Annotated in this window: 12 protein-coding genes, 3 pseudogenes and 1 riboswitch; of the genes and pseudogenes, 3 read left to right on the top strand and 12 right to left on the bottom strand. The window is 58.2% G+C overall.

What is annotated here, in order from left to right; genetic code table 11:
- Positions 1 to 4: 4 nt before the first annotated feature.
- A complete protein-coding gene (locus tag ACR0AO_RS22220; protein WP_480608614.1) occupies positions 5 to 952 on the bottom strand; it encodes an ABC transporter substrate-binding protein in 948 nt (315 codons plus the stop codon).
- Positions 953 to 1,113: 161 nt separating this feature from the next.
- Between ACR0AO_RS22220 and ACR0AO_RS22215 the strand changes: the two genes are divergently transcribed.
- Complete coding sequence (locus tag ACR0AO_RS22215; RefSeq protein ID WP_480608612.1) at positions 1,114 to 1,944, top strand: DeoR/GlpR family DNA-binding transcription regulator; 831 nt, start codon at positions 1,114 to 1,116, stop codon at positions 1,942 to 1,944.
- 156 nt (positions 1,945 to 2,100) lie between these two features.
- On the opposite strand, the pseudogene ACR0AO_RS22210 reads toward ACR0AO_RS22215, so the two are convergent.
- From ACR0AO_RS22210 to ACR0AO_RS22195, 4 genes and pseudogenes are all read right to left on the bottom strand, one after another.
- Positions 2,101 to 2,244: pseudogene (locus tag ACR0AO_RS22210) on the bottom strand (IS3 family transposase); the annotation flags it as partial.
- 55 nt (positions 2,245 to 2,299) lie between these two features.
- Positions 2,300 to 2,749 (bottom strand): trimethylamine methyltransferase family protein, encoded by a 450-nt coding sequence (locus tag ACR0AO_RS22205; RefSeq protein ID WP_480608610.1) that lies wholly within the window; start codon positions 2,747 to 2,749, stop codon positions 2,300 to 2,302.
- Between the two features lie 177 nt (positions 2,750 to 2,926).
- Positions 2,927 to 3,280, bottom strand: coding sequence for a helix-turn-helix transcriptional regulator (locus tag ACR0AO_RS22200; RefSeq protein ID WP_480608608.1), 354 nt, complete (start codon positions 3,278 to 3,280; stop codon positions 2,927 to 2,929).
- Positions 3,281 to 3,957: 677 nt separating this feature from the next.
- Complete coding sequence (locus tag ACR0AO_RS22195; protein WP_480608606.1) at positions 3,958 to 5,868, bottom strand: DUF3604 domain-containing protein; 1,911 nt, start codon at positions 5,866 to 5,868, stop codon at positions 3,958 to 3,960.
- Positions 5,869 to 6,076: 208 nt separating this feature from the next.
- On the opposite strand from ACR0AO_RS22195, the pseudogene ACR0AO_RS22190 reads away from it, so the two are divergent.
- Positions 6,077 to 6,331 (top strand): annotated as a pseudogene (locus ACR0AO_RS22190) (IS6 family transposase); the annotation flags it as partial.
- Positions 6,332 to 6,591: 260 nt separating this feature from the next.
- On the opposite strand, the pseudogene ACR0AO_RS22185 reads toward ACR0AO_RS22190, so the two are convergent.
- The 3 genes and pseudogenes from ACR0AO_RS22185 to ACR0AO_RS22175 all read right to left on the bottom strand — a co-directional run.
- Positions 6,592 to 7,102 (bottom strand): annotated as a pseudogene (locus ACR0AO_RS22185) (ABC transporter ATP-binding protein); the annotation flags it as partial.
- Entirely contained in the window at positions 7,099 to 8,139 is a 1,041-nt protein-coding gene (locus ACR0AO_RS22180) for a FecCD family ABC transporter permease (RefSeq protein WP_480608635.1), read from the bottom strand. The pseudogene ACR0AO_RS22185 and the gene ACR0AO_RS22180, both read right to left, overlap by 4 nt.
- Positions 8,140 to 8,144: 5 nt before the next feature.
- Complete coding sequence (locus ACR0AO_RS22175) at positions 8,145 to 9,155, bottom strand: ABC transporter substrate-binding protein (protein ID WP_480608604.1); 1,011 nt, start codon at positions 9,153 to 9,155, stop codon at positions 8,145 to 8,147.
- Between the two features lie 152 nt (positions 9,156 to 9,307).
- Positions 9,308 to 9,500: riboswitch (cobalamin riboswitch) on the bottom strand.
- 472 nt (positions 9,501 to 9,972) lie between these two features.
- Here ACR0AO_RS22175 and ACR0AO_RS22170 point away from each other — a divergent pair.
- Positions 9,973 to 10,362, top strand: coding sequence for a Rossmann-fold NAD(P)-binding domain-containing protein (locus tag ACR0AO_RS22170; protein ID WP_480608602.1), 390 nt, complete (start codon positions 9,973 to 9,975; stop codon positions 10,360 to 10,362).
- A 412-nt stretch (positions 10,363 to 10,774) separates the two neighbouring features.
- Here the strand turns inward: ACR0AO_RS22170 and ACR0AO_RS22165 are convergent, their stop codons facing one another.
- Genes ACR0AO_RS22165 through ACR0AO_RS22150 form a run of 4 tightly spaced genes read right to left on the bottom strand, consistent with a single transcriptional unit; the run spans position 10,775 to position 15,412 of the window.
- Complete coding sequence (locus ACR0AO_RS22165; protein ID WP_480608601.1) at positions 10,775 to 12,289, bottom strand: malonate--CoA ligase; 1,515 nt, start codon at positions 12,287 to 12,289, stop codon at positions 10,775 to 10,777.
- Positions 12,290 to 12,294: 5 nt separating this feature from the next.
- Complete coding sequence (locus tag ACR0AO_RS22160) at positions 12,295 to 13,551, bottom strand: malonyl-CoA decarboxylase (protein ID WP_480608599.1); 1,257 nt, start codon at positions 13,549 to 13,551, stop codon at positions 12,295 to 12,297.
- Positions 13,548 to 14,864 carry a TRAP transporter large permease gene (locus ACR0AO_RS22155; protein ID WP_480608597.1) on the bottom strand — a complete coding sequence of 439 codons (1,317 nt, stop codon included), beginning with the start codon at positions 14,862 to 14,864 and terminating at the stop codon, positions 13,548 to 13,550. Before ACR0AO_RS22155 ends, ACR0AO_RS22160 begins: the two co-directional genes overlap by 4 nt.
- A 5-nt stretch (positions 14,865 to 14,869) precedes the next feature.
- Positions 14,870 to 15,412, bottom strand: a complete 543-nt coding sequence (locus tag ACR0AO_RS22150) for a TRAP transporter small permease (protein ID WP_480608596.1) — start codon at positions 15,410 to 15,412, stop codon at positions 14,870 to 14,872.
- Between the last annotated feature and the right edge of the window lie 20 nt (positions 15,413 to 15,432).

Raw genomic sequence — 15,432 nt, 5'->3', positions numbered from 1 at the left:
CAGATTATTTGGAAATCCAGCCGGACCAACGGTCCTTGTTGGCCTCCATCCAATCCGCGACAACGGTATCAATTTCCACTCCGTCCAGATCGGCTTTGCCGACCATTGCGCTCATCTCATCATTGTTGATGTTGTAGGCCTCGATGATGTCATACGCGCCCGGCCACTTTTCTTGCAGGCCAGACCAGGCAGCCTTCCAGATCGGGCCACGCGGCTTACCGCAGTCATAGGCCAGATCCGGGTTCACACCGACCGACGGGTCACTATAGCACTCGGCTGAAAACGGCGGGAATTCCACGAACTCACCATCATATTTTGCCGGCGCCCAATGAGGAACATAAACCCACAGCACGATCGGATCTTTGCGCTGATAGGCTGATTCCAATTCCGCAAACAGTGCAGCGTCTGTGCCCGCATGGACAACCTCAAACTCAAGTTCCAGCGCCTCGACACGTTCTTCGTCGAACCCCCCCCAAGTTACAGGACCGCCGACGTATCGCCCGTTTGGCGAGGTTTCGGCTGTCGCGAACTCCTCGGCGCAGTCTTTCAACGCTTCCCAGTCGGGCAGGCCAGGGCACCGTTCTTTCATATAGGACGGGTACCACCATTCCTCGATCGCCATCAGACCGGTTTCGCCAACGTTCACGACGTTGCCGGTTGCGGTCGCCTCGTCCAGGGCTTCGCGCCCGGTGGTTTCCCAAATCTCCATTGCCAAATGCAAATCGCCTGTTTTCAAGCCGGCAAACTGCGCGATGTAGTCGGCCTGAACATATTCAATGTTGTATCCGGCCTCTTGCAGGATGGCTCCCATTATCTTTGTGTTGATCAACTGACCCGACCAATCGTGCAAGGTCAGCTTGATTGGGTCCGTCGATTCGACGGCCCATGAAGCTGACGCTGATATGCCAGCCGTCAACGCAATTGCGTGTAATGTTTTGAATTTCCCAATCATGTTGCGCTCCCTTAGTGTGGCTTTTTGTGTATATTGTCTTTCATTTCTCCGCAACGCTGCGCTAGGTTAGCGATAATGTCAATAAAAACCACACTTACCCACGAATAGCCGCTGTATTTCACACAAAATTTCCGGACGCAGATGTCAAAACAGCCAGATTGTTGCTTTTCCCTGATAGCTACCCTATCCCAATTCCAGGAGGTCACATGCTAAAAGCACGAAAAACCACAAATCAGCGCGAAGAAGAAATCCTTCGCGAACTGCATGGGGCAGGCGGATCGTGCAGGGTCAGCTTTCTGGCTCAAAAGCTGAATGTCTCCAATGAAACGATCCGACGAAACGTCAAGGCGTTGGAAAAGCGCAGGATCGTGCGAAAGGTTCATGGCGGAGTGCATCTGAGTGAAGACGTCATCGAGCCACCCTTTGAAAATCGATTAAGCACGCAAGCGCACGCGAAGGAGTCAATTGCGCGGGCGGTAGCAAATACAATCAGCGACGGCGATTCATTGTTTCTCGATATTGGTTCGACAACGGCCTACGTCGCGCTTGCGCTTAGAAAACACAGCAACCTGTTTGTGGTCACAAATTCCGTTTTCGTGGCCTATACACTGTCAAGGCGCAACAATAACCGAGTGTATCTGGCGGGTGGGGAATTGCGTGCCCACGATGGCGGTGCATTTGGAGCCGAAGCCTTGGATCTGGTGAAACGTTTCAACGTGCAATTTGCGGTTTTCTCGGTCGGAGCCGTGAATGGCGAATTAGGCTTCATGCTGCACGATCTGGAGGAGGCGAATATCGCTCGGGCCGTTGCGGAGAACGCGCAGGTGCGCATCGTTGTTGCTGATAGCGGAAAATTCAACAAGCGGGCCCCGATTTCCCTCCACGACATGGCCGGAATTGATGTTTTGTTCACAGATCTCCCACCTCCGGACAACATCAAAGACATGCTTGATAAGTACGATATCGAAACCGTTGTCGCAAAGTCGGACTAGTTGCGAGGGCGTTGTTACACTAACTCTGTTAGCCTGAGAGCAAAGTCGTTGATGTAAATTCCAGCAATGCTTGCGGAGGTGTCCGTCGTCAGGGTTTTTGGGACTGATGGCGGCCTGAGCTAAGAGAGGACGTGGCTCATGTGGTTGCAGTGATAGTGCGGCGGCAATGCGGTGAAGCAAGCGCCGGTTTTCGGTTGTCTTCCGTTTGATCCTCTCTCGTTGTTTCAAGATTTTCTGGCCTCGACCGAAGTAGACATCGGTCGGGGTGAGGTTTTGCAGCCGCTCATGCCCGCCAGCGTGTTGGCCAGCGCCTTTTCGTATCCGGCCGGCGCATCGCTGTTTTCGACACCGTATTTCAGCGGTGATACGACCGGTATTGCCCCACCAAAAAGAAGGGCCGCTTGCGAAACTCGTCTTCTCCGCCCGCGAACATATGTGCCATGGCATACACATCATCGACACTGGTTGCGCCCATCACCGCCATCGAGCCATGTTTGGTCGTGGCGCTCAGTAACGCATAGGCCAAGTTGGCATCATGCAGCCGGACGTCTTCGCTCAGCTCATTCGAAATGACGGTCTGCGCGACCATGTGGATATGCTCCAGCGCGTCGGCCAGACGGGCAAAACCATACACATCGCGCAGCGAGGACGGACGATATTCGCGTGTCCCCAGATCAAGAGCCTGAACGGTCTCGCCGCAGGCTGAGAAATGCACCCGGTCCTTGCCAATCTGCGGTTCGTGCTTGGGATCGCACCCGTGGATCGTGTATTGGCGGGCAGCCCCTGCAGTCACGTCTTCGACCAATGTGCGCGTTCCATCCCCAACCTTGAAAAGTGCTACCTGTCTTGCCAGGCAGATTAGGAAGGTCGATGAAACGCGCACAATGGTCCAATTTCCGACCATCGCCCGCAACGCCTCTGTCAGAGTGCGTCCGTCAGGTGCCGGTATTTAGGGCCATAAGTTCTCGTTCAGAGTAGGTATTCAGTTTTTATACAGCCGCTTACGGTGATTTCTTATGGTTCCCTCGGACAGGCCCAACAGGTCGGCGATATCAGGGGCCGAGGTGCCTTCGATCGCCAACAGAACAATTTCGCGCTCGCGCGGAGTAAGCTGGCCTTCCAGAAATGTGTTAGCGATTTGGTCGATATCGGCAGAAGGATCAACCTGCGCGCTGGCTAATGGGTTGGTCTCATCCTGCAACCTCTCATGTAGAGCATGAAGGCTTTGCAAGATGGGCAATAACCGAGTACCGCGTCTGACAATTTCGTCAGGTACCCGGTCATGGCACTCATAGCAGATTGCAATGGCATCCCCCGAGGCCAACGGCAGGAACAAGCCAACTCCGTCACGGTATCAGGTTATGCGCTGGAACACGCGGAAATAGCTGCACTGCCGGCGTCGCGTGGGGGCTGTGTCGGACATGCGCAAAACAGCCGCCTGATGGCTCGACTGCCAATATGCAAAAACGGATCCAAACGATAGAATTTCGAAAGATACAACTCCATATCCGCCCGGAGCACATTTTCGACCCACAGATATTCCGGTCTGGCAGACTTCGAACAGCGCTTCAACATGCGCGCGTCATATCCTGAAGGTGGGCTCAATCTCCGACACATCCGAGCATGAAAGTCGGGCGTTCCAACGCCATCCACAACGTCGCTAAGATGGTCAATTAGGGTGAGCGTGTCTTGCAATCAGTCCAAGTCCCGTGCCGCTGCGCCCAGAGAACCACAATTGTCCGCGCCTTGCCATACAAGATGCGGGTATAGGTTTTCTCGCAGGGGAATTGCCAACCTGTATCACCGGGCTCGCCACGTCGTGATATCCACAGTGCTTCCCGATCTGCATACCGCAGCCACGAAAACGTGGCGCTACGTCGTTCAACTCGGAGCCGCGTGAATAACGCAATCAGCCCGGATCCAGGCCCATTCCACGCTCATTACAGTGCCGGTCGATCCCCTCTTCGCCGATTACGATCCAGCCTTTGTGCCCTTTTCCTTTGGGAGCTGGGTTCAGCCAGTTGTATACCAGATCGGCGAGGTATAGGCGCGATCCTGAACAAAGGCCGGTACGTCTTCGGGGATCTCGGCGCCGAAAAGTTTGGCGTCATAGGTGGTCCAGCGTGGTGTCGGAATTTCGATTACACGTACATAGTAAAAGGCGTTCTGCGCGGGATCGAACGCGGGGTCTTGCCAATGCGCCGCCAGGATCGGTTCGCCGATCGCGTTGCTGTAGCTGGCATTTTCCACATCGATCGTATTTCCAACCGGTGCGTCACAGCGGTTGTTCGCATCAAGGCCGCGACCGTCCGAGCAGGCCACATCAATGATGACTTCGTGAATCTCTCCATCCTGCCCGAGCCAGCCCTTGATCACCTGTACCCGGTCCAGATTGGCCCCCTCGGGGTCGCGTAACGCCCGGATCATCAGCGTCGGCGCGGAACCGTCCTGTGCCGCGCTCAAATCGCCGCCCATCGGAACACCGTTGGCATAGCCATGCGCGGCAAAGTCAGGACGGGCCAGATCATCTTTGGCAAAATCATATCCGCCAAAGACGCGCACACGCAGACGGGTTCCGGTAGTGGCATAAACCTCACGCCGTTTCATTGCATCCCAGATCGCCTCGCGCGTGTTCTCGCGAGCCCATACGGCGGCAAGACCCGAAGCCGCACTATAGGCGGCGGTGATGTCGTCCGAGGGATCGTCAGGCGTCAAAGCCCCGGTAATCGCCTCTTCCATGCGGATCGGATTGTCGGTGGGTTCCAGAACGGTGACCTTGCCGAAGAAGTTGTCCTCGGACGCTGTCGACAGGCCGGTATGGCTGTCGGTCGACCCCACGATGCCGAATTTGAACGGGTTTACGCCCAGGTCATTTTCGTAGGCCAGACCGCGTTTCAGCGCCTCGCGAACATATTCCCGCGGCAGCATATCGGGCGTCTTGAGCTGGGTGCCGAAGCTGCCCTTGTCCCAGGTTTCGAAATCGGCAAACTCGTCATTGGGCGACAGCAGCGGATGCGCTTCGCCATCGCCCTTGATCTGGGTCATCTCGTAGATCGGCTCCCAGCGTTGACGGCGGGCGGCATAGTCAGCATTAAGCGGCTCGCCCGAAAGCGTAACATCGTCGAACATCAGTCCGTTCGACAGGTTCCCGTTGTGGGCCAGTGCCAGAACCTGTCCGCCGGTCGTGTCCTCGTAAGCCTGCAGCCAGTCCCACAGTTTTTCGGGGTCTTCGGTGTCATAGGCCGACAACGGCACGATTTGATCCGCTCTGTCCTTGCCATCCCGGAAAATCACGTTGCGGTGCAGGTTGTTGCCATCCGGTGCAGAGGTCCATTCATAGCCGATAAATGCGGTGAAAGCGCCGGGATTGTTGTGGCGGTCCGCGGCTTCAGTGGTGTTTTGCCAATAGGTCTCCATCAGGCCGGTCCCGGCCATGGGATCGGTGGCCCCCGGCGTTGTCACGTGACCATACCAGATGCCGTAAGCCTCGAGCACGGCGTCCATGGTGCCAGGCTCATAGGCCTTGACGATCGAGCGGCTCCACTCGTTGGACTGCATGACCGGATCGTTCGACGTCATCGCCACGGGCAGCCCGAGGTTTTCTGCGTGATCCGCTACGACCAGCCAGTCGAGCGGCCGCTTCAGACGCGCAGGGACACCCAGCGAAGACACCACCGTCTCACCCTTGGCGAAGCGGTAGGCATCGTCGGGTGTCAGAGTCGCCAGCGCCAACCCCGCATCGGCGGAATAGGCGGTGTGCAGATGAGTGTCGCCAAAAAAGACCTGATTGGGGAAATCCTGCGCCACGTAGGGCGAGTATGTGGCGCTCTCCGGTGGAATCGGAACGATGGTCTGTTCCTGCGCCACCAGCGGAACGGCCCCTGTGAGAACTGCAAGAGAACTGAGCATACCGATCCGTTGCATGGAATCTCCCAATGTTTTCCGTTTTGTGTTCAGCTTATCCCGGTATGATCCGAAACGCTTCGATCACTGCACAAATTACTCTTGAATGTCTTATGGATACAAGCCGCCTTGCGACGCTTCAACGGTATATCGCGAGAACCGGATCACCAGTACGGGGCGATGTCACATTGACTTTTGCGTGATTTCCGACGACTCGATTTCCGCATGGATGACGCCAAGCTTGGATCACAGGTCACACAAAGGCTTGAACAACCGCGCTGAAAACAGAAACTTGTCGTTTCGCAAGCGCGAGCGAACGATGCATGGCTACAGATCGCCCGGCGGATTGCAAAAAATTGCCTCCATTCAGTCTGCAATCCGAAATTGCTTCGTCGTTCCCAACTGCCGCTGTGCGGCTTTGACCAACAGGCACCACCGTCTGGAAACTACCGGTGCGTGGAAACCTGCTGTGAACTGCGAATAACGACACCCGTCACGGAAGATGATAAGTCAGAAACCTTTCTGCCCCTTCTGCATTACGATTCCATTTTGCGTGAACTCCAAAAACGTCCGAAACCGTTTCCAACGACAGCGCTTGTTCGGGTGGGCCAAAAGCGGCCAGACGCCCCTTGGACAAAACGGCCACCTGGTCACAGGTCATTGCCTGATTCAAATCGTGCAGCGCCATGACCGTCGTCACCTTGAGGTTCCGAACGCAGCTCAGAATCGACAGTTGATGATGAATGTCCAGATGATTGGTCGGCTCATCCAATAACAACAGGCCCGGTTGCTGGGCCAGAGCACGGGCGATATGCAGCCGCTGACGCTCCCCACCCGACAAGGTTGCCCACTCCCTGTGCGCCATCTGCACCATGTCCACGGTCTGCAAAGCCTTATCGACCTGCCTTGTATCCTCTGCCCGCCACGGGCGCAGCACCGACAGCCAGGGTGTGCGGCCCAGTTCGACCACGGACCGGGCGGTCACGCGCTCAGTTGTCTCGGCCTGCTGCTCGACGATGGCGACGCACCGGGCGATCTGCCTGCGTCCAAACGCCGACAGAGGGTCGCCGGCCAGCACAACCTGCCCCGAACCCGGTCGCGCCAATCCCGCCAGCAGGCGCATCAATGTCGATTTTCCCGATCCGTTGGGACCGACCAGCGCCAGGGTCTCGCCGGGTTCCACAGCAAAGGAAACCTCGGACAGCAAGGTCTTGCCGCGCACCGAAAAAGAAAGATTGCGCGCTTCGACCCTCATCGGGCACTCCTTTGGCCACGCACCAGAATGACGGCAAAGGCGGGTGCGCCGATCAGGGCGGTGACCACGCCAATGGGCAGAACCTGACCGGGGATGATGACGCGGGACACGATATCCGCGCCGATCAGGAACACGGCCCCGACCAAAGCGGCGGCCGGGATCAGCCGGCGATGCCCAGGCCCCACAAGAAAACGCGCGGCATGCGGAATGACCAGCCCGACAAAACCGATGGAACCGACGATCGACACCATGACGGCGGTCGTCAGTGCCGTGGCGAAAATCAGAACCGACTGCACCCGCCGGACGGGGATGCCCAGCGAGGCCGCCGAATCCGAGCCAAAGGTGAATGCGTCCAGCGCCCTGGCATGAAAGCGGCAAATGAGCCATCCGGCCAGCGCCACGGGTATCGCCAGATAGACATCCGGCCAGCGCACCCCGCTGAGATTTCCCATCAGCCAGAACATGATCCCGCGCGCCTGATCGGCATTGGCAGACTTGGCAATGATGAACGCCGTCAGCGCATTGAACAATTGAGATCCGGCAATTCCGGCCAAAACGATCTGCGCCGTCGCGGCCCGCCCGCCGCCTGCGCCCGCTGCCCGAGCCAGAATTGCGACAAAGCCAAACGCCAGAAGCGCGCCATTGAACGCGCCAAACGACAGTGACAAAGCACCGCCCCCAAGGCCTGCAATAGTCACCGCCACCGCCCCGGTCGACGCTCCGGCGGAAATACCCAGAATATAGGGATCGGCCAGCGCATTTCGCAGCAAAGCCTGCAGCACGACCCCGGCGACGGCCAGACCGGCACCGCATGACGCGGCGACCAGAGCACGAGGGAGCCGATAGCTCCAGATTATGCCCTGGTCAATCGGATCGACCGGAAGGTTCGTCCCGACCAGCTTGTTGGCCAGAACAGACAGCACCAGGTCGGGCGCGAGCGGGGTTTCCCCAATCATCGCGCCCGCCAAAACCGCCGCAATCAGCACCGGCACAGCAAGACACACAGCACTGAAGCCGTGGCGGGCGATTGCGGCAATCTCGCTCACAGGTTGTTACCGCTGGCGCTCAGTTCTTCGGCCAGATCCTCCAGTGCCGGAATCGCGCGGATGGTGGCATCCATGGCTTGGGCATCCATGATCACGATCCGGTCATTCTTGACCGCATCCATCCGGCTGGCCACTGGATCAGTGCGCAGAAATTCCAGCTTTTTTTGGTAGTCATCCGCGGCAAAGCGGCGGCGATCCATCTTGGCAATCACGATCACGGTCGGGTTGGCCTTTGCGATGGTTTCCCAGCCCACTGTCGGCCATTCCTCATCCGTCTCGATAACGTTACGAATGCCCAATGCGTTCATCATGTATCCGGGTGCGCCCTTCTGTCCGGCCACAAAAGGATCGCTTTCCATTTCCGGAGACGAAAACCAGAAGACGGCGGACACATCGTCCAGCGCCGCCGCCTGTGCCTTGGCGACCGACGCTGCCTCGCGGGCCCTGTACTCGGCCACCAGTTTCGCGCCACGCTCGGACACTCCGAACACCGCCGCCAGTTCCTCGATGCCCTGATACAGCGTTTCAGTCGAGAACATTTGCAATCGAGTACCATCACCGCCGACGGTATTGTCTTTGCCGACGCAATCTGCGGGCATCACATATGTTGGAATACCCAGCTCGTGAAATTGCTCGCGCGTGGCGACGATGCCTTCCGGCCCGACATGCCATTCATATTGCGCTGTAACCAGACCAGGCCGCTTGGCAACCACGCTTTCAAAGCTGGGATCATTATCCGCCAGACGCTCCACCGTGGCATTCATCTCGGCATATTCGGGAAGCACCTCGTTAAACCAGACCGAGGTTCCCAGAACCTGCTCGCCCAGCCCCAGAGCATAAAGCACTTCCGTCGCGGCCTGACCAACCGTGACCGACGACGTCACAGGTGCTTCGAACGTCACTGAGTGACCGCAGTTTTCGATGGTTAGGGGAAAGTTCTCTTCGGCTACGGCGCTGGTTGCCACTAACGAAAAGGAAAGGCCAATCAGGCCAGTGCGCAGAAACATGACAATCGATCTCCATGTGTCAATGACCGGAGAACGGGTGAAAGGGCATTTACCGAAGCAACAGAGGCATTTGGCCTTCTGTCAGTGCGGGGCGGCACACAACCCACCCGGCAAATTTCTTCGGCAACCTCCCCGGACAACCCCGCCCGGTGTGTTTCGGTTTCATGCCGGCAGGTCTCCTGACTGACGGGTCAATGTCTGTCCTGTCTTCCCAGGCCTTGATGGCCCAGTGACGTAGTTGGACAACACTCGCCGCCTACAGTTGCGGGGGCAGTTCCGGTGAGTGTCAACTGACACCTCGGATTCCCTCTTAGCCCTTTCGGGACCGGTAAAACGCGCCTACCGCAACACATACGTTGCAGCAAGAAAAAATTCCGGCTTCGCGCTCATCTTGTTCGTTGGAGCATGAATCCGCCACCGTTCAAACCTCACGAGTACGTAACCCGAACCTTGTATAGGCTTTTCTGCTCGGCATTTGCGCAAAGGGTCCAGATCCGAAATCACGTGCAAAGATTTTTCCCGTACCCTGCCGGAGAGTGTAAGTAGCGTTCGGTCTTGCCAACTCTGGGCTGTCCACAGGCGGCATGCATAAGCCGCACTTAAAGATGGCAAAGTCGGCTTTGTACGGGAATGCACTCATTCAAGCGTTTTGTGGCAATTTGCACATTGTGCTCGTCGAACCCATTCCCGGCTCTATATGCGATGGCAATTTCGAGGCCTCCCAAGGTCTGATCTGGGAAAATCGCTTGGTGGGTGTGCGCAACGAAACCGCCATTCGCCCGGAAACACCGAATGGTCGCTTTCCGCGGCTCGCGACATGGCCTTTTGCAGTTGGGGCAAAGTCAACTTTCAAGGCATCTCTGAGGCTCTGCATTACGAACTGGAGGCCATCGGAGTAAAAGTGAAGATCGTGGAACCGGGCATGATTGCAACGGACTTCTCCGGGCGCAGTTTTGATTTTGCCAATGAGCCTGCGATTGACGAGTATCAGGGTGTGGTATCCGCTGTCATGGGTTCTTTTGCAAATCAGGCCTTCCCGCCGTCCCCTCCTGAAGTCGTGGCAGAAGTGATCTGGACGGCAGTAACCGATGGCACCAATACTCTGCGCTATCGCGCAGGGCAGGATGCCGATTTCCTGCTGACCAATCGGAAGGCCGCTGACGACGCGACCTTCATCGGTGGCATCAAAGAGCAGATGGGTTTGTGAAAGACAATAGTCAATCGAACCGGCCAGGAACGAGTGCCCCCGGCTTCGCCAATTGGGGCATTTCCGAAATCCAGCGCGGGGTTAGCGCGGTAACCACGGCTCCTGGCTGGGTTTCCAAGGAGGTCGCCAGATATTTCGTCTACTGGCGCATTTTCTACTTCCTTGCGGGCGTCACTCACCACGGAAGACGAAGCCATGAAAGTTGCTCGCAAAATACTAACTGCTGCGACGCACTTAGAGCGACCTGACACCGGTACCCAACGAAATCTGAACGAGGATATTCGGGCACATTGTCCGAAAACTCCTGTTCAGGAAAAGATCAACGGCTTGCAGACGCATTTTTCGCGCATTCAGGCCGTTGAAGGAAAACCTGCGGGTCGAGGCGTATCCCCCGGGTTCGGGGAGTGCAAATTTACGCGGCCACGAACATGTCCTTGTATTGGTCGCGCAGGATGTTCTTCTGGACCTTGCCCATGGTGTTGCGGGGCAGTTCGTCCAGCAGGATCAGCTTGCGGGGATGCTTGAACCGGGCCAGACTGTCGCGCACAGCATCCATCATCGCATCCAGGTCCGGCGACTGACCCGGTTCGGCGACGATCACCCCCAGCACCGTTTCGCCAAAATCGGGATGTGGTACGCCAACCACCGCACTTTCCAGAACGCCGGGCTGGTCGTCCAGCACCAGTTCGATTTCCTTGGGATAGATGTTGTAGCCGCCCGAGATGATCAGATCCTTGTTACGGCCCACGATCTGGACATAGCCGTCCTCGTCGATACGGCCCAGATCGCCGGTGATGAAGAACCCGTTCTCGCGCAGTTCGGCGGCGGTTTTTTCCGGCATCTGCCAATAGCCTTTGAACACGTTGGGGCCGCGCACTTCGATCTCGCCGATCTCGCCCTGCGGCAGCGGATTGCCGTCAGAGTCGCAGATCTGCAACTCGACCCCGGGCAGAGGAAAGCCCACCGTACCCGCGCGGCGTTCGCCGTCATAGGGGTTCGAGGTGTTCATATTAGTCTCGGTCATGCCATAGCGTTCGAGGATGCGATGGCCGGTGCGGTCCTCGAACTGCATATGGGTTTCCGCCAGCAGCGGGGCCGAGCCCGACACGAACAGACGCATGTGCGCCACCAGATCTTTGGTAAACCGGTCATCGTCCAATAGTCGGGTGTAAAAGGTCGGCACGCCCATCATCGTGGTGGCACCCGGCATTCGGCCTATGATTTCGTCCAGATCGAATTTGGGAAGCCAGATCATGCTTCCGCCTGCAGCCAGCATGATATTGGTGGCCACAAACAGACCATGCGTGTGAAAGATCGGCAGCGCGTGCAGTAAAACGTCGTCGGATGTGAAACCCCATTCGGAGACCAGCGCCTGCGCATTCGACAACAGGTTGTTTTGAGTCAGCATCGCCCCTTTGGAGCGGCCCGTGGTGCCCGAGGTGTACAGAAACGCCGCAAGATCATCGCCATCGCGGTCGACGGTTTCAAAGCTGGCGGGCATCACCGCCGCCTGATCCGTCAGACTGCCCGAGCCATCGGCGTTAAGCGATTCGACCCTGGCGCCAAGCTGCGCGCCGACGGGGGCAAGTTTCTGCTCGCTTCTGCCGTCGCAAACAATCAGCGAGGCACCGCTGTTTTCGATGAAATAGGTCAGTTCATCCACCGTATAGGCGGTGTTGAGCGGCAGGAACACCAGACCGGCCTGCGCGCAGGCGGCATACAGCGCCAGCGCCTCGGGCGATTTCTCGATCTGTGCCGCGACCCGGTCGCCGGGCTTCAGGCCAAGCTGCGTCGCTACATGGGCGATCCGAGCGGCGGTGCTCAGGAATTCCTCGTGGGTGATGGTTGTTCCGTTCAGCAACTGCAAAAAGGGCGTGTCTTTACCGGCATGAGCGCCGAACAAACCGTCATAGAGAGGATTGGCCATATGGGTTACCTTTCCTGTGTCGTGGTGAGAATGGCGGAGGCGGCAAGGGATTTGGCCTCGGCCGAGGCGATCACGTCGCGGGTATTGGCGAACTGCTCGTGGTTCTGGGCGACGCGAGGCAAGTCATAAAGGTAATTGACCATGGTGCCGCCCGACTGGGCGCGCCCCTTGTCCGATATATCGGCATCGGCATGCACTGCGTGAACCAGCGCGCCATTGCCCAGATGAAACCGGGCGACCGGGTCAAAGGGCATGTTGCCTTTTCCTTTGGCGTTCAGCAGGTAATGCGCGGCCAATGCCTTCATCTGGTCCGGCAGCGCGACATCCCATTCGATACCTTCCTGCATCAACCATTTGGTCAGCCCCGGAATGGGTGACAGGGTGACAAAGGTCTTCAACCCGGACAGCTCTGCCGCCAGATCCGAGGCGACCTGTTTGATCAGCGAGTTGCCAAAGGAAATGCTGGCCAGACCTGCCTGACAGTTCGAGATCGAATAGAACACCGCCGTGTCGGCCTGATCCTCGGGCAGGGGCTCGCGGTCTTCGGCCAGCAGGGCCTGAATCGAGCCGGGAATGCCGCTGTTCAGTGCAACCTCGACAAAGATCAGCGGTTCATCCGGCATCGAGGGGTGGAAGAAGGCAAAACAGCGCCGGTCCTTGGGTTCCAGCCTGCGGCGCAGGTCGTCCCAGCTGTCGATGGCATGCACCGCCTCGTATGCAATGATCTTTTCCAGTATATGCGCCGGGCTTTCCCAGTTGATCGGGCGCAGCACCAGAAAGCCCCGATTGAACCAGCTGGCGAACAGATGCCGGAAGTCCAGATCCAGCGCCTGCAACTCGGGCTCTTTGCCGCCCAGCCGCAGCAGATCGGCGCGCATCTGCACCAATGCCCCGGTGGCCCCCGGCACTCGGTTGAGGCGCCGGATCATCTCCTGCCGGGCAGGTTCGGCGGCTACCGCAAATTTGCGATAGGTCGCCCTCGACGGGTTTCGTTCGTATTCGTCTAAAGACGAGCGCACTGTCTCAGGATCGATATTCATCGCCGACGCGAGATAGCGAAAGAACTCCAGTTTGTCATCATCGCTAAGCGCGTCGAAACGGGTCAGGATTTCCTCGGCCAAGGCTAAGCCCGAGGTTTCCCCGGCCGAACCCACCAGCGCATCGGCCAGTTCGGTCAGCGGTCGGCCGTCGAGAGCCGCCGCGCCCGAGCGGCGATAGCGCCGCTCGAACACGGTGGACAGAAGATCCGCCAGCAGGGTCATACTGCTGCTCCCATCACCAGGTCAGGCAACCAGGTGGCCAGACCGGGGAACAGGCACAGCAGGACAATCGCGATCACCATGCAGGCCACGAAGGGGAGAGAGCCTGTCAGAATGGTCTTCAGCGAGATGTCGGGCGCGATGCCGTTGATCACATAGAGGTTCAGGCCGACAGGAGGCGAGATCAGACCAATCTCCATGTTGATGGTCAGCACAACCGCGAACCAGATCGGATCGAAGCCAGCGGTGGTGATGATCGGCAGCAGGATCGGTGCCGCCATCAGGATCACCGCAACCGGCGGCAGGAAGAACCCGGCGATCAGCAGGAACACGTTGACCGCGCCCATCAGCACCCAGCGGTTCACGTCCAGCGTACCGATCCACTCGGCAATCGCCTGCGTGATGAACAGCGAGCTGAGCATGTACGAGAACACACCGGCGGCTGCGATGATGAACAGGATCATCACGCTTTCCTTGGTGCTGTCGCGCAGCACGACCCAGATGTCCTTGGGGTTCCACAGCTTGTAGATGATCATCGCGATCAGCAGACACAGCAGGGCACCAACAGCGGCAGTTTCCGACGGTGTGGCGATGCCGCCATACATGGCGTAAAGCACACCCAGAATGATGCCGAGGAAGGGCAGCACGCGCGGCAGGATCTCGAACCGTTCGGCCCAAGTGTAGCTGCCGGAACCCAGACGGGTGGCGTCACCGGATTTCCAGGTCGAATACAGCGACCAGGCCATGAACAGACCCACCAGCATCAGGCCCGGGATCACACCGGCCAGGAACAGACGGCCGATCGAGGTCTCGGTGGCGATGCCGTAGACGATCATGGTGACCGACGGCGGGATCAGGATGCCCAGCGTACCGCCCGCGGCGATCGAACCGGCAGCAACACCGTCGGGATAGCCGCGCTTGCGCATCTCGGGGATGCCCATCTTGCCGATGGCGGCACAGGTGGCGGGCGATGATCCGGACATTGCGGCGAACAGCGCGCAAGCGCCGAGGTTCGACACGACCAGACCACCCGGCACGCGGGTCAGCCAGCGTTCGAGCGCTTCATAGAGGTCGGCCCCCGCCCGTGTCGAGGCGATGGACGCCCCCATGATGATGAACATCGGGATCGAAAGCAGGGCAAAGTTGTCCAGCTTGCCAAACAGAATTTCCGGCATCAATTCCAGCGACCGGGGACCGTCAAGGGCGATCAGGAATCCGGCCGAGACGATCAGCAGACCGATGGCAACGGAAACGCCTGAGAACAGAACAAGGATGGTGGCGATGGCGACAATGGCGCCGAGCAGAAGGGGATCCATCGGCTTTACTCCAGACCAAAGGGTTTATCGATGCCCAGCAGGACGGCGACGAGGTCAGCGATCAACTGCAGCAGCAGCAGACCAAAACCGACAGGGATGGACAGGTAGGGAATCCACAGGCGCACGCCCCAGACAGTGTCGGATTTCCAGCCGCGCTCCCACGCGAAGTGCCAGTATTCGTAGCCGTAAAACAGCATGACCGAGATAATGGCGATGGACAGGACCGAGGTCAGAATCGCCATTAAGAACCGTGCGCGTGGGGCAAGCGAGATCGGGACCAGGTCGACATTCACATGTCCGCGCAGCCGCTGCACATAGGGCAGGCCGACGAGCGTGGCGGCGATTACCAGATAGATGACCGCTTCGGTCTGCCAGATGGTCGAGCCATTGAGCACAAAGCGCACGATGATCATCTGGCAGGTGATTGCAACAGCAGCGACGATCATGCCTGCGGAACACCAGCCCGCCAGAGTTGAAAGCGAAGCGACGAAGCGAAGAAAGGGATTGTTCCCGGTATGGGAAGCAACGGCAGAGCTATGGCCAGCCATGTGCGCCTCCTGTGATTGAG

It is taken from the genome of Ruegeria sp. AF8, assembly GCF_056541825.1.
This window is presented reverse-complemented; position numbering and strand designations above follow the sequence as displayed.